The following is a 15625-nucleotide window of genomic DNA, read 5'->3' as shown; positions in this document are numbered from 1 at the left end:
ATCTACTTCTGATGTGCAAGAACTTACAGATTCTTCGCCAACGCTCAGAATGACAATCAAAAGAACAAAAAGGATTTTCGCTGCGATCCCATTTATGAAACTCAAGCAAGTAAATTGAAAATCAACGAAGTTAAGCCTAATGATTATTAATGTTATTGAACCTGCTATGTGTCTATGTGGTTCATTTAATTAGCTTTTGCGCTGAATTCACAATGAGAAATATAAACACATAGGCACATAGGGAGATTGTTTTCATCCCTTAAATAGTAAGTAGAAGTAATAACTTTCTCTATTTTTTGCGTTGAATTAAGTAGTAGCATCCATATAGAAACAACATCCATATCGGAATTAGCTCTACAGACATTTTTAATCCTGTAAGCCACATTACGATCAATATGCCCGCTAAAAAGAATAGGCAGATGTAATTACTAATCGGATATAGAAATGATGGAAACTTCGTTTTTTGCGATTGATGTGCTTTCCTGAATTTAATATGGGTATAGCTAATCATCAACCAGTTGATCACAAGTGCCGATACTACGAGCGACATGAGTATGCTTAGCGCTTGTTCTGGGATAATTTTGTTGATTATAATACAAATAGCGGCAAATACTGCAGAAACTAGGATGGCCATTACGGGCACGTAGTTTTTGTTTAGTTTAGATAGAAACTTTGGCGCATTGCCTTGTTGTGCTAATCCGTAAAGCATACGGCTGTTGCTGTAAACACTGCTATTATATACAGATAGTGCTGCAGTAAGTACAATGACATTCAAAACGTTGGCAATTAACTTCGTAAAGTTGATGTTCTGGCCAAAAAAATCAAGTTGAAAACCATTAAGTCTTTCAAAAACCATCACAAATGGACTGCTGCCGTCAGTAATGCTTTTCCATGGTGATAAAGAAAACAAGATGATCAAGGCGCCAACGTAAAAAATTAAGATCCTATAGATAACTTGATTGGTCGCCTTGGGTATGTTCTTCTCAGGATTTTCAGCTTCTGCGGCAGTGATGCCCACAAGTTCTAATCCTCCAAAAGAGAACATGATAAGTGCCATGGCTGCTAAAAGTCCTTCGTAGCCCCCAGTTCCATTAGCGCTAAGCCAGCCTTTTGGAAAGAAGCCGCCGTCGTTCCACAGATTCTTTATTGTTGCCTGTTCTCCACCTGTACCGCTTAACAACAGGTAGCCACCAAATATAATCATCGCTATAATAGCAACTACTTTCACAATGGAGAACCAAAACTCTGCCTCGCCATAAACTTTTACAGAGGCAAGGTTGAGCATGTTGATCACTACAAAAAAGAAAGCACTAGAAGCCCAAAGCGGTATTTCTGGCCACCAAAACTGTACATAAATGCCAATTGCTGTTAGCTCAGACATGCTTACCAAAATATAAAGCATCCAATAATTCCAGCCAGAGGCAAAGCCTGGAAAAGGTCCCCAATATTTATAGGCAAAATGACTAAAACTACCCGATACTGGTTCTTGGACTACCATTTCGCCAAGCTGACGCATAATGAAAAACGCAATGATGCCAGCAATGGCATAGCCTAAAATAACAGATGGTCCAGCCAGTACGGCTGCAGGACCAATGCCCAGGAATAAACCAGTACCAATTGCTCCGCCTAGGGCGATTAGCTGTATATGTCTATTTTGTAAGCCTCTTTTTAGATCGTTTTTATTGTCGGTATTTTCCAAGGTTAATGATTTTGAAGTTGTCGAGTTTTATTTTGGGTGCTAAAATACTCTTTTGAATAAAGAAAGCCCCAAAATTTTGGGGCTTTCTGTTGCTATATGTTTAATAAAAGAATAAACTAATTAAAGTCAAGATTAGTCTTTTGCTAAAAACGGATAAGTATAATCCTTTGGTGGATCGAAAGTTTCCTTAATCGTACGTGGAGATACCCAACGTAATAGGTTGATCATTGAGCCTGCTTTATCGTTAGTGCCGCTACCTCTAGCCCCGCCAAATGGTTGCTGGCCTACTACTGCTCCAGTACATTTGTCATTAATGTAAAAGTTTCCGGCTGCATTACGTAATGCATGAGTAGCTTTGTCAATCGCATAACGATCTTGGGCAATTACCGCACCTGTTAAGGCGTAGATAGAAGTGGTGTCGATGATTTCTAAAGTTTTATCGAAATCTTTATCATCATAAACATATATCGTTAATACAGGGCCAAACAGTTCTTCGCTCATGGTCTTATATTTCGGGTCGTCTACCACTAAAACAGTAGGTTCAATAAAATATCCTTTGCTCTTGTCGTAGTTTCCGCCAGCAATAATTTCAACACCTTTGGCTTTTTTTGCTTCGTCAATGTACTTCGCTAGTTTGTCAAAAGATTTTTCATCGATTACTGCATTGATGAAATTGCTGAAATCTTCGGTTGGACCCATTTTCAGGGTTGCCAAATCTCTCAATAGATATTCTTTAATTTGAGGCCATTTGCTTTTTGCAATGTACACCCTCGAAGCAGCAGAGCATTTTTGACCTTGATATTCGAAAGAGCCTCTCAAGATTGCGGTACTTGATACTTCGGCATCTGCTGAACCGTGAACTAGGATGAAATCTTTACCACCAGTTTCGCCTACTATGCGAGGGTAGGTTTTGTATTTGTGGATGTTGCTGCCGATAGTGTTCCAAATGTCTTGGAAAACTCCAGTAGAACCTGTGAAGTGAATGCCGGCAAAATCAGGGTGAGCGAAAATCACATCGCCAGCATCAGGACCTTTAGCATAAACAAGGTTGATTACGCCATCAGGCAATCCGGCCTCTTTAAAGATTTGCATAATTAAGCTTGCCGCATAAATTTGTGTATCGGCAGGTTTCCAAACTACTACGTTGCCCATCATGGCCACACATGAAGGTAAGTTCCCGGCAATGGCTGTAAAGTTAAAAGGAGTTAATGCAAAAACAAAGCCTTCCAATGGGCGTTGCTCTACTCTGTTCCAACTACCCCTTGGAGAAACTGGAGGTTGTTGCTTGTAGATTTCGGTCATATAGCTTACGTTAAAACGCAAGAAATCTATCAATTCGCAGGCAGAGTCTATTTCAGCTTGGAAAGCATTTTTGCTTTGGCCTAGCATGGTTGCCGCATTTAATTTGTATCTGTATGGGCCTGCAATTAAATCAGCAGCTTTTAAGAAAATAGCGGCTCTTTGTTCCCAAGCTAAATTTTCCCAATCGGCTTTTGCAGCTAATGCAGCATCAATGGCTTGTTGTACATGTGTTTTACTGCCCCTGCTAAAGGTGGCTAAAACATGTTGGTGGTCGTGAGGAGGAGTGATATTGATTTTCTCATCGGTGAACACCTCTTTGTTTCCAATATACATAGGGATGTCTGTTACTTTAGATCTTCCCTCGGCTAATGCCGCTTTTAATAATTCTCTTTCCTTGCTTCCTGGTGCATAACCCAAAATGGGCTCGTTAACAGGGGCTGGAACGTTAAAAAATCCTTTAAGCATAATAAGTAGTAATTTTCACAAATATAGAGGTTTAATTTTGATAGCTGGTTATTGATGGGGAATGATTATAGATTATTATGATGCGATTGCTAAATATCTCGAATGGTGGTTACTATCAGTGTTTTGTATGGATGAAACTGATTTGTGAATAGAGGGGGTAGTAATGCGATTTTAAAGTTGTTTGAATAAAAAAACAATAAAATAATCCCCATTTTTTTGGTGTAAGCCAAGATTTATCTATTAGAGAAAAAAGTTGTAACGTAATCTTTCTTTTTTTATTGTGATTATGTTTAATTTTATTTTTAAATCGCTCTCTCATAGATAAATAGTTCTTTAACCAGATAAATTATGAGAAAAACTCTACTCAGAGCACTACCTATGCTGTTTGTTGGATTGTTAGTTGCCCTTCAGGGCATACATGCGCAAACAAATTATTACGTAGACCCTGTTGTAGGGAATGATGCCAATGCTGGAACATTAATAGGGTCACCTAAGCGGAGTATTCAAGCCGCTGTGGATGCTGCTGCTTCTGGGGATATTGTTACGTTAGCCGATGGTACTTATTCGCCTGTAGGCGCTGTTGCTGGATATTTTGTGAATATCAACAAATCTTTAACTATTCAGGGGACTTCCAGAGCAGGTACTATTATTGATGGAACGGTGGACAATTATATTACGGCTACGAATTACGGATTTAGAATTGCTGCCAATGATGTTTCGATTTCTAACCTTACGGTAACTAATTTTGAAAGAGGTATAGGGTTAGATGTAAATGCTACAAACGTTTTTGTGAACGACGTATCGTCTAGCGGAAATTACCGATATGGTTTTTATGCCAATAAAAGTGCTTCCAACTTGATCATAAGGTTTTCAACTTTTAACAACAATGGAAATAAAGGTGGTGTTCCAGTGGCAAGCAGCGCCAGAGGGATTATGTTCCAAAGCTCTACTGCAAATTTTGAGGGTGTTGAGGTGAGTTATAATGACGTATCCTTTAACCAATTGGTAGGGATTGATTTTGCTGAGTCTGCATACACTAACGGGATTAAAGTAATAGAGAATACTGTAAGTTCAAACGGAGATTCGGGTATTGGAATGTGGTTAGGTAACAACAATCTGGCATCAGCTCAAACTTCTATTTCTAGAAATATTATCACGTTAGCCAATAACTCTAGGTTCGGAATTGAAATCAAAAATGTATTGGCGTCGGGTGCTAGCTCAGGAAACGGTGCGGTGGTGGTTTATCAAAACACAATTACCCAAACGGGTACTCCGACTGATACTAGAGATTTTGCCGCCATTGCTGTGCTGAGAAGAAAAGATATTTACGCAAACATTAACGACCAGCCTTTTGGTGCGTACATCACAAGTAATATCATTTCAAATATTAAGGGCTCGGCACCTAATGAGGGGGATGGTTTTGGTATTGTGGTGGGCGGTACGGGACACACCATTATTGGGAATACAATTACTGGAACAGAGGTGGCTATACAATTGCAGAAGGGTAATATTGGTTATAATAATAATGTTGGTAATAGTCCAAGTGTCCCAGGAGATGCCAATACTTTATATTTTGATAGGGATAACTCGGCTGATGCCTGCGCTTATTTGAGTGGAAATAACCTGAGCTCAAATGCGACAGATTTCAGAATGGTAACCAGTGCCGTTGCTTCTAGTCCAGTTGCGCCAGAATTAGTGGCGAGTAATACCGCCACTTCGGTGCGTTTTTGTTCTATTCAATCGGCTATTGATGCTCCTTCAACACTTGCGGGCAATACCGTCAATGTTTTTGAAGGGACACATAGCTTAACTACGGGGATCAATATTACGAAAGGAATTACTTTGCAGGGTAATGGAGGTTTTTTGGCAAATAAGCCAATCATTACTGGTGGTGACGTCGCAAATAAAGCACTGATTTATGTAGCGGTGCCGAATGTGACGATTTCGAACTTACACCTTCGGTTTCAAGAGAGTAATTTTAATAATGCGACCACTACGACTACGGCGGGTTATGGTATCAAATCAGGGCCAACAGGTAGTTTTAATAATTTAACCATTACCGATAATTTAATAGAAGGTACCAATACCAGCTATGTATTTAATAGTGCGGCAATCTTTTTAGGTGTTCTAAATACCAATGGAAACGATAAGGTGACCATCTTAAGAAATACCGTTGGGCATACCGTGGTGGGTAATGCTTTGGGTAGGGCTGTAAGGGCATCTAATATCAACGGGAATATAGATGACAATAATTTCAAAGCTCATTACGCTACAATACAAGCGGGAGATATGAGCGGCGGAGCACTGATTGTAAATAATAATACCCTACAGGGTAAGTTGGCCATGAACGGGTATGTCAGTCCAGGCAATAAAATCACGAACAATGTCATTACTTCGGGCGGAAATGCTGACGAAATGGGGCAAACAGGTGCCGACAGACAGCCAGCACTAATTGAGGTAATTTCGACCATCAATCCTGGTTCAACAGTTGAGGTTTCAGGAAATACCTTGAATGATTTTAAGCTTTTGGGAATGGCGGTGTTTTATTCGAGCAATGTGAGTGTCATTAACAATACTTTTAATCCACTTTCGGGAAGTTCAAATACGGTTGGGCTTTATTTCGATACCAAAACAACAAACTCGGGAACTCCCGGTGCAAAATCGTTTTCAAACTTAATTGTAAAACAAAATACCTTTAATGTGCCTACTCCTTTGGGTGCGGGACACGTGGGCATTAAGTTTGCCAATTCTTATAGCGATGGAGCTTTAGCCCCACTAACAGGTGCTGTTATTGGTGGCCCAGGTACTGCCGCTAATATTTTCTCGGCTAACCTGAGTGAGTACATCAGGCTTGACGACAGGCCGGCAGGAACTACGGCAGCTGACCCAATTTGGTCTTCTCCGTATTATAATTCAGCTGCGGTTACCAATATCTTGCCTTTCTCTTCAAATATCGTTGCGGAAATGAACGTTTATGGCACTTATGATACCAGAACGGATAGGACTCAAGCTTCTTTTACAACAATAAAGGCTAAAATTCATGACAAGGGCGATGTGCCGGGTTTAGGCGAGGTGATTTTGAATCTTCCGGTAAGAAATGTGAATACGACCGAAGGTTTCGCGACAATACAAGAAGCTATCGACAACTCGAATACGCTAAATGGACATGTGATTAATGTTGAATCAGGAACTTTTACGCTCACTTCTGCAATTGTAGTAAATAAGGAGGTAACGTTAAGAGGTAACAGCATGATTTTGTCCGACAAGCCAATCATCAATGGTAGTACTGGACCAATAATTACTACGGGAGATAGAAAAAATGCACTTATTGAAATTAATGCCCCAAATGTGAAAATCAGAAACTTCGAGTTCCAGATTAATCAGGAGCCAACCTATATTGGTATCGCCAGTACAACCACTGATAATTTCAATAATCTAGAGATTTCCGACAATGTGTTCAAGGGCACCAAGACGCAGAGTGTAGGTGGTTACGAATGGTATAGTCACGCTATAAGATTGGGGAGGAATGACGTTGGTGTTCCGAATAATGCGATTAACGTAGTACGTAATACCGTCACCTATGCTAATTTATTGGCTCCCGAATTGTTTGGAAGAGGTATTTACGCATATAATACCTATGGGATTATTGGTGGCTCGCCTGCTGATAAAAATAATATTGTTGCGGTGTATGGATTGCAGGCAGGCAGCATTGGAGATGGTGTTGGTAATAACTTCGAGTTCTCCTATAATGACCTTCCAGTTGGTTTAGTGTCTGTACTATATGCAAAGGTGGGTAATCATAAGATTAACAATAACAACATTGGTGCTGGCATTCCAAGTTTGGGCCAGGCAAACTTAATTGTAAGAATGTTGGAGGTGAAAGGAAGTAGAACGGCAAATGCAAACATCGAAGTAGCCAATAATGTCATTACCAATTATGCTAATATTGGAATTTTCGTACAACGTTCAAACAATGTAAGTATCAAGGGCAATACTTTAACACCATTTACAGGAGCTACAGCCTTCAGTTCTATTGTGTTTTCAAGTAAAGAGGGAACTACAGGGGCGCAGAGCCCGGTTACTTCAAATAATCTGTCTATTACTGGTAATACCTTTAATGGCACAGGAGGTGTTGGTATAAGTTTCTATAATCATAATGGGTCTGCTGCTGTAAAACCTATTTCCAACGTGAAAATCGGTGGCACTGATATCGATAAAAATATATTTGCTGCTAGTTTGGGCACGTATGTCTTTTTGGATGGCACAACTTCTGGAACTTCGGCGGCCTATGGAACGCTTTATGATGTGGCACAAGATGGAACAAATACTACCAATATCTTCCCTTTTAATGGCGATATAGATGCTTCCTACAATGTATTTGGGGCTATTAATAGTGGAACGGAAACCAATTTTGATAACTTGGTGGGCGTTAAGGCCCAGATTGTAGATGGCGTGGATAACGGCTTGACGGGATATGTGAACATTCAGCCGCAAAAAGCCTTTATTGGAACTTTAGCAACCTTGGACAACGCTTTAAAAACAGTGCCTGATGGATTTACGGTAGTGTTAAAAAATGACCCAGCCATATATGCCACTTTAGGCAATAGAACGCTTAGCAATGCGCATACTTTTGCCATTGACAATAATGCTGTTAGCGAAATTATTTTTGGAGATGTTAGCTTGTCGGCTTTAGCCAAAACAATAACTTTTAACCAGCCGGTAAAAGTAACAGGGAATTTTGTGGTGACCGAAGGTAAGGTAAATGCTGGGGCAGGGTTAACACTTGATGCTGCTAAAACTATCAATTTTGATCTTAGCAAGCCGCAAAATTTCATCAACGGGAAAATTAAATTACTTAATGTAGCCAACGGTACTGCAACTCGTTTGGTGATTGGTAAAGGTACTGCGTCTACGGCCATTGGGCTAACGGATGTTGTAGGTACAGCTTCCGATTTTGAGCTAGAATATTTTCCAATGTCTTATGTTAATGTCACTAATTTTAATCCGGCGGCATTGGGTTATGTTCATAATAAGGAGTATTGGACGATTAATAAGCTGAGCGGCAATGCCCAAGCTAAAGTAGGATTAACCACTTACGATTTTACAACTTCTGGCTTTTCGAGTTTTGCTACGCTGGATGCTGTGGTGACAAGGTTTGATGTTGGTGGTAATGAATGGGTGACTGCTGGCAACGATAGCTATTCCGTGATTGGCAGCACTGGAATGATTACTTCTGGCCTGAACACTGATTTTGGTACATTTACCTTTGCGAAAACCCCAGGAGTGTTGCCAATAGCCTTGGTTGATTTTACAGCGAAAGCCTCCATTAATGGAGCATTAATTAAATGGACGACAAGTTCAGAACAAAACAATGTGAAGTTTGAAATAGAAAAAAGCTTGGATGGTAAAAACTTTAGCGTAATTGATAGCAAACCGGGAAAAGGTAATTCAACTTCTTTGTCTAGCTACGAGGCGATAGATGCCAGTTTCAGGCAATCTGCCTATTACAGATTGGCCCAAATTGACCGTGACGGAACTCGAATAACCTTTGATAGGCTTACCAGATTTGTAAAAGGCCTTGAGCAAGAACTTTCTGTATTGGCATACCCTAATCCGGTTACCACTAAGCTTTATGTAAGTTTAGAGTCATCAACCAAAGAGCATGTTAAATTGCTGCTTACCGATATGGCTGGAAGGACCGTAAAAACAAAAAATGCAGATAATTCTGGAGTGGTAGAGTTAGATGTGGCTGGAATTGGTTCTGGTTCTTATGTCTTGCAAATCATTAAAGATAGTGGGAATGTATCAAAAAAGATTGTGAAACTTTAATCCATAATTAATAACAGTAATGAAAAGGAGGGGCCTAGCTTCTCCTTTTTTTTGTATAAAATGATTTGAAATTTTAAAATATTAACACTGTTAATTATATTTGCTTCGTCATGAGCGAAACAAATACAAAAAGCAAGCGCCTCAAACATAAAGAGGACCTGAGGAGAAAGATTTTAGAAGTGGCCAAAGAGCTGTTTCTAAAGCATGGCTATGATTCCATTTCTATTAGAAAAATTGCTGATAAAATTGGCATAAGCCCTACCACCATTTACCTCTATTATCAGGATAAAAGCGATGTGATCTATGCCCTGCACCAAGAAGGGTTTAAAATGCTTGCTACGCAATTTGCGGTGCTCAGAAATGTAGAAGAACCTTTCGAGAGATTGAAGGCAATGGGTAGGAGCTATATTGAATTTGCAATAGAAAATCGTGATTTTTATGAGCTTATGTTCATTATGCGGGAACCCATTGAGTTTGTAAACAAGAATTACGCCTGTGAATGGGAAGAGGGTGGTGCGGCCTTTGAAGCTTTGCTGGTTACGGTTGCCGATTGTAAAGCAAAGGGTTATTTTAAGCAGGCAGATTTGCACGCTATGTCGTTGTATGTTTGGGCTACCATTCACGGTATTTGCTCGTTAAAGTTGCAAGGACATTTGGACCATGTGGTGAATGCCCACTTTCCAGAAAAGGAACAGCAACTTAGTTTGGAGATGGCTTTTGACACCTTGGTGTTAAACTTGAAAAGTATTCAATAATGATGTTAACACTGTTAATTAAAATGAAAAATATTTGCTTGATGTTGATGCTTGTTTTTGCTGCTTTCTCTGTGAATGCGCAGCAAGTATTGCAAACATATATTGATACCGCTTTTAAGAACAACATGGTACTGCAGCAAAAAAACGTATCGTTAGAAAAAGCGCAATATGCTTTGAAAGCGGCTAAAGGATTGTTCCTGCCTTCGGTGGCTTTTCAAGCGGGTTATCAAACTGCCGATGGAGGTCGTAACATTCCATTACCCTTGGGAGATTTGCTCAATCCAATTTACAGCACTTTAAATCAAATTACTGGCGCTAATAATTTTCCAACCCTGCAAAACCAGACTATTAATTTCTTACCTAAAAACTTTCACGATGCCAAAGTACGTACCACCGTGCCTATTATCAATACCGACATTATCAATAACAAGCGCATTACTGAACAGCAATTAACTTTAAAGGAATTTGAGGTGCAAATTTATAAGCGTGATTTGGTGAAGGAGGTGAAAACAGCCTACTACAACTATTTAAGTGCGCTTGCTGTGGTTGATGTTTATAAGTCTGGATTGCAGTTGGCTAACGAAGGTCTTCGGGTAAATCAAAAACTGCTGGAAAACGGAAAGGGCCTACCTGCCTATGTGCTCCGTTCGCAAAGTGAAGTGGAAAGCGTAAGGGCTACCTTAATTGATGCAGAACAAAAAGTAAATAATGCTCGCCTATACTTTAACTTTCTTTTAAACAGAAATGCCGACGATGCAATTACTGTAGAGAAAGATGATAAAAATGATTTGGCTAAAGTGCAGGGCTTGTTGGCTAGTTTGGATATTTCGGGACAACGAGAAGAGCTCAAAGCATTAAATCAAGTGGTGGGCATTAATAAAACGGTTCGAAAAATGAATAGCCAGTTTGCAGTACCGAGATTGGGAGCCTTTTTGGATTTGGGAACACAATCAGAAGGATTTAAGTTTAATTCCAATACCCGCTACTATATGCTAGGTCTGCAATTGGAAATCCCGATTTTTTCTGGGAATAGAAATAATAACCGAATTAATGAAAGCAATTTGGACTTGAGGAATGCCGAACTCAATGCGAATCTAGTAGCGCAACAATTAAGTCTATCTGCGAAAACCGCACAAAATAATTTACGCTCAGCCTATCAGACCTACCAATCATCCCAAAAACAATTTGAAGCAGCCTCTACCTATTTGCGCTTAATAGAGAGAGGGTATCTGGCAGGAGCAAATTCCTTTGTAGAGACCATCGATGCACGGAACCAATATACTTCGGCACAAATACTAGTGAACATTAATTTATACAAGGTGCTAATGGCCATGGCCAATATTGAACGCGAAACAGCATCCTATACGCTAAACTAAATTATGAAAGTAAATATTATACAAATCAGCCTCAGCCTTGCCTTACTTATGTTATTTGCCTGCAAAGGAAGTGACAAAAGAGAAAAGGCAATCGTTCAACAAGATACTATTCCGGTAAAGGTAATCTCGCTTTTGGCCGAAAATGCAGATGGAGAGGTGGCCACTTCTGGTTATTTCACCACCAACGATGAAACATTGTTGTCTTTTAAAAACGGTGGCGTCATTAATCGCATTTATGTGAAAGAAGGAGATAAGATAAGTAAAGGACAAGTACTGGCGACGGTGAACCCTACGGAAATTAGCTCACAAGCCCAACAAGTTCAGCTTTCCTATCAAAAAGCGTTGCGTGATTACGAACGTGCCGACAAACTTTACAAAGATAGCGTAGCTACTTTGGAGCAATTGCAAAATGCCAAAACAATGCTCGATGTTGCAAAGAAACAATTGCAATCTGCCAAGTTTAACGAAAGTTATACCTCAATCAACGCAACAGCGAACGGTTACGTGCTAAGAAAGCTGGCTAGCGAAGGTCAAATTGTAGGTCCTGGTACACCAGTGCTGCAAATTAATGGTGCTAGCGAAGGTAATTGGGTGTTGAAAGTTGGTTTAAGCGACAAACAATGGTCGGCTTTAAAAGTAGGAGACAGGGCTGTGATTACTGCCGATGCATTGGCGGGCAAAACCCTGCAAGCCAAAGTCAGTAGGAAATCAGAAAGTATTGACCCGCAAAGTGGAACTTTTGGTTTGGAGTTGTCCTTAGCCGAGCCAGTAAAAGGCTTAGCTGCGGGAATGTTTGGTAAGGCGAATATCTATCCGTCGAAAAAACAAAGTGCCTATGTAATCCCATATGATGCTTTATTGGATGGTGGCGAAAATGAAGGTTATGTATTTGTAACCAACGATAATCAAGTGGCTAAAAAAGTGAAAGTGCAGTTGGGAGCAGTGCAAAAAGATAAAATTTCCATCACGGGTGGATTAGAGGAAGCCAGTTCTGTCATTATTTCTGGTAGCGCCTATCTTACCGATGGCTCAAGAATAAAGGTGATTAAATAATATTTTTTACGCTTAAAATCGACCGAAAGCAAATGAAAATCTCAGATTATGCAGTAAAAAATTATCAGTTCACCTTAATCATGGTGTTAATGGTAATGGCCTTGGGAATCACTACCGTTTTTAACATGCCAAGGGCCGAAGATCCTGATATGAACCCGCCTAATTTTCCAGTAGTGGTGGTATATCCAGGGGCGAGCCCTAAAGATATGGAAGAGCTGGTGGTGAAACCACTGGAAAAACGTATTTACGGATTAGACGATATCAAGACCATCAAAACCAACATTAGGGATGGTTTAGCCGTCATTATTGTGGAGTACAAATATGGTGGTAATGTTGATGATAAATACCAAGAGCTGGTAAGAGAGGTGAATAGCGAAAGACCTAGCCTGCCACAGGAAATTTATAGCATGGAGGTGCAAAAAATAACACCATCCGATGTAAATATCCTGCAAATTGCTCTGGTATCGGAAAATGCCTCTCGCGACAAACTCAAAAGTGCTGCGGAAGATTTACAGGATAGGCTCGAAAAAATACCTTCACTCAAAAACGTGGAGATTATGGGTTTGCCCGATCAGTTGGTCAAAGTGGATTTAGACTTGGAGAAACTGGCGCTGTTACGTATTCCAGTAACCCAAGTTTCCAATGCCATACAAAGTGAAGTGGCCAATATTCCTGGAGGAAGCATTGATGCTGGTAATAAATCTTTCAATATTAAAACCAGCGGCAACTATCAAAGTTTAGACGAAATCAAGAATACCATTGTAGCCAGTGCCTCGGGCAAAAATACCATACTCAAAGAGGTGGCAAATGTGTATTTTGATTATTCGCAAGAGAAGCACATTACACGTTTAAATGGTTTCCGAAGTGTATTTGTCGTGGCGGCACAAAAAGCGGGCAGCAATATCACGAAAACCCAAGAAGCTTATTTGCCAGTGCTTGATTCCTTCAAGAAAACTTTGCCCAGCAACATCGACCAACAGGTAATGTTTGACCAGGCCAACAATGTCAATACTCGACTTGGCGGTTTGGGCTTCGATTTTCTGATTGCCATCTGTTTGGTGCTCATCACCCTATTGCCGCTTGGTACCCGTGCTTCATTAGTGGTAATGGTATCCATTCCTTTATCCTTGGCTATTGGGATTATATTGATTAACCTGCTTGGTTTTAGTCTTAACCAATTGAGTATTGTGGGCTTGGTTGTTTCTTTGGGGCTACTGGTTGATGACAGCATTGTGGTGGTGGAAAATATAGAACGATGGATGCGTGATGGCCACGACCGGCTTACGGCAACCCTAATGGCCACCAAGCAAATTGGATTGGCCGTATTGGGGTGTACTGCGACCTTGGTGATTGCCTTTATGCCCTTAATGTTCATGCCAGAAGCTTCGGGCGAATTTATCAGAAGTTTACCTGTAGCGGTAATCTGTTCGGTAATTGCCTCCATGCTGGTGGCTTTAACCGTAGTGCCTTTTCTATCGAGTAAACTTTTAAGACCACATGCTGATGTAAATGGCAATATCTTTTTGCGTACCCTGCAAAAAATCATCCATGGTTCTTATGCCAAATTATTGGATAAAGCTTTGCATAGGCCTTACTTAACCATCTTGATTGGTGTGGGTATTTTCTTGGGAGCATTAGCTTTAATTCCTGTCATTGGTTTTAGCTTGTTTCCTTCATCGGAAAAACCACAATTTATCATTACGGTATCTACGCCTTTACAATCGAACTTGAAATATACCGATTCGATTGCCAAACAAATTGAGAAGGAAATCAAGGATATTCCAGAAGTAAAATACTTTGCCTCAAATGTAGGTAAGGGTAACCCGAGGATTTACTATAATTTGCTGCAAACCAACGAACGTAGCGATTTTGCGGAAATTTTTGTACTGCTTCATCCAGATGTAAGGGCCGATAAAAAAGTGGCACTTATTGAAAAATTGAGAGCTAAATGGTCGCCATATTTAGGAGCCAAGGTAGAAGTGAAAGATTTTGAACAAGGCCAACCAATCATTTCGCCAGTAGAAGTACGGGTGTTTGGTGAAAACTTAGATACCTTGCGTCAACTGGCAGGGAGAGTGGAGGACCTGTTGCTTAAAACCGAAGGCACCATCTATACCAACAACCCATTGAAGAATTTAAAATCTGACATCAAGGTAGACATCAATAAAGAAAAAGCTTTGGCCTTGGGTGTGCCCATGGTGAATATTGACCGCACCGTAAGGATGGCCATTGCAGGTTTTGAAGTGGGTAAATACTTAAATCCAAAATCAAGTGGCGACGATTATAGCATTTTGCTTACCACTAAATATTCATCGGAGCCAACTTTGGGTGTTTTTGATAATCTTTACGTCAATAACGTACAAGGAACAGCTATTCCATTGGCGCAATTGGCAAGTTTAAAACTCGAAACTTCAGCACTAAGCATTAACCATCAAAACAAGGTGCGCACCATTTCGGTGAATTCATTTGTTCAAAAAGGTTATTTAAATGATAAGGTGATTAAAGATGTAGAGGCCCAAATGAAAAAAATGAAACTTCCCGAAGGCTATCATTTTGAAATGGGCGGCGAAGTCGAAAGTCGTAACCAATCCTTTGGTGGTTTTGGCAGCATTATTTTGGTTACGCTGTTCATGTTCATTGCGGTGTTGGTATTGGAATTTAAAACCTTTAAAAGTACGCTCATTGTACTATCGGTAATTCCGTTGGGTATAGTTGGGGCTGTACTTGCGCTAATGGTTACTGGAAACTCACTTTCATTTGTGGCTACCATCGGGATTGTAGCATTGGCGGGCATTGAGGTGAAAAACACCATTCTATTGGTTGATTTTACCAATCAGTTACGAGCAGAAGGTAAACCGCTAAATGAAGCGATTGAAGAAGCAGGAGAGGTGCGTTTCTTGCCAATTATTCTTACTTCGTTAACGGCAATTGGAGGTTTACTACCTATTGCCTTGTCCAGCAATCCGCTGATTTCCCCTTTGGCCATTGTCATGATTGGAGGCTTAATCAGTTCAACCCTGCTTTCTAGAATTGTAACGCCAGTGGTGTACAAATTGATGCCGCCAAACATTAAGAAAATGGAAGATTAATTAAATCGCTGTAACTTTAAGCATAGCGCTGATGAGGCGTTCCAAAAATACAAAGCC

General features: G+C 40.2%; 7 protein-coding genes. 5 read left to right on the top strand and 2 right to left on the bottom strand.

What is annotated here, in order from left to right:
- Positions 1 to 289: 289 nt before the first annotated feature.
- Positions 290 to 1699 carry an amino acid permease gene (locus ABDV71_RS19600; protein WP_343535601.1) on the bottom strand — a complete coding sequence of 470 codons (1410 nt, stop codon included), beginning with the start codon at positions 1697 to 1699 and terminating at the stop codon, positions 290 to 292.
- A gap of 132 nt (positions 1700 to 1831) precedes the next feature.
- Positions 1832 to 3466: an L-glutamate gamma-semialdehyde dehydrogenase gene (gene pruA, locus ABDV71_RS19595; protein ID WP_343535599.1), complete on the bottom strand. Its 1635-nt coding sequence runs from the start codon at positions 3464 to 3466 to the stop codon at positions 1832 to 1834.
- A 348-nt stretch (positions 3467 to 3814) separates the two neighbouring features.
- On the opposite strand from pruA, the gene ABDV71_RS19590 reads away from it, so the two are divergent.
- The 5 genes from ABDV71_RS19590 to ABDV71_RS19570 all read left to right on the top strand — a co-directional run bounded on the left by ABDV71_RS19590 (position 3815) and on the right by ABDV71_RS19570 (position 15568).
- Positions 3815 to 9295 (top strand): T9SS type A sorting domain-containing protein, encoded by a 5481-nt coding sequence (locus ABDV71_RS19590; protein WP_343535597.1) that lies wholly within the window; start codon positions 3815 to 3817, stop codon positions 9293 to 9295.
- A 110-nt stretch (positions 9296 to 9405) separates the two neighbouring features.
- On the top strand, positions 9406 to 10050 hold the full coding sequence (locus ABDV71_RS19585) for a TetR/AcrR family transcriptional regulator (protein WP_343535595.1): 645 nt from the start codon (positions 9406 to 9408) through the stop codon (positions 10048 to 10050).
- A gap of 23 nt (positions 10051 to 10073) precedes the next feature.
- Positions 10074 to 11426 carry a TolC family protein gene (locus ABDV71_RS19580; RefSeq protein WP_343535593.1) on the top strand — a complete coding sequence of 451 codons (1353 nt, stop codon included), beginning with the start codon at positions 10074 to 10076 and terminating at the stop codon, positions 11424 to 11426.
- Positions 11427 to 11429: 3 nt separating this feature from the next.
- A complete protein-coding gene (locus tag ABDV71_RS19575) occupies positions 11430 to 12479 on the top strand; it encodes an efflux RND transporter periplasmic adaptor subunit (protein WP_343535591.1) in 1050 nt (349 codons plus the stop codon).
- A 32-nt stretch (positions 12480 to 12511) separates the two neighbouring features.
- Positions 12512 to 15568 (top strand): efflux RND transporter permease subunit, encoded by a 3057-nt coding sequence (locus ABDV71_RS19570; protein WP_343535589.1) that lies wholly within the window; start codon positions 12512 to 12514, stop codon positions 15566 to 15568.
- The last annotated feature ends 57 nt before the right edge of the window (positions 15569 to 15625 follow it).

It is taken from the genome of Pedobacter sp. (assembly GCF_039594775.1).
Taxonomy (GTDB): domain Bacteria; phylum Bacteroidota; class Bacteroidia; order Sphingobacteriales; family Sphingobacteriaceae; genus Pedobacter.
The sequence above is the reverse complement of the archived record's forward strand: the minus strand, read 5'-3'. Positions and strand labels throughout refer to the sequence as shown.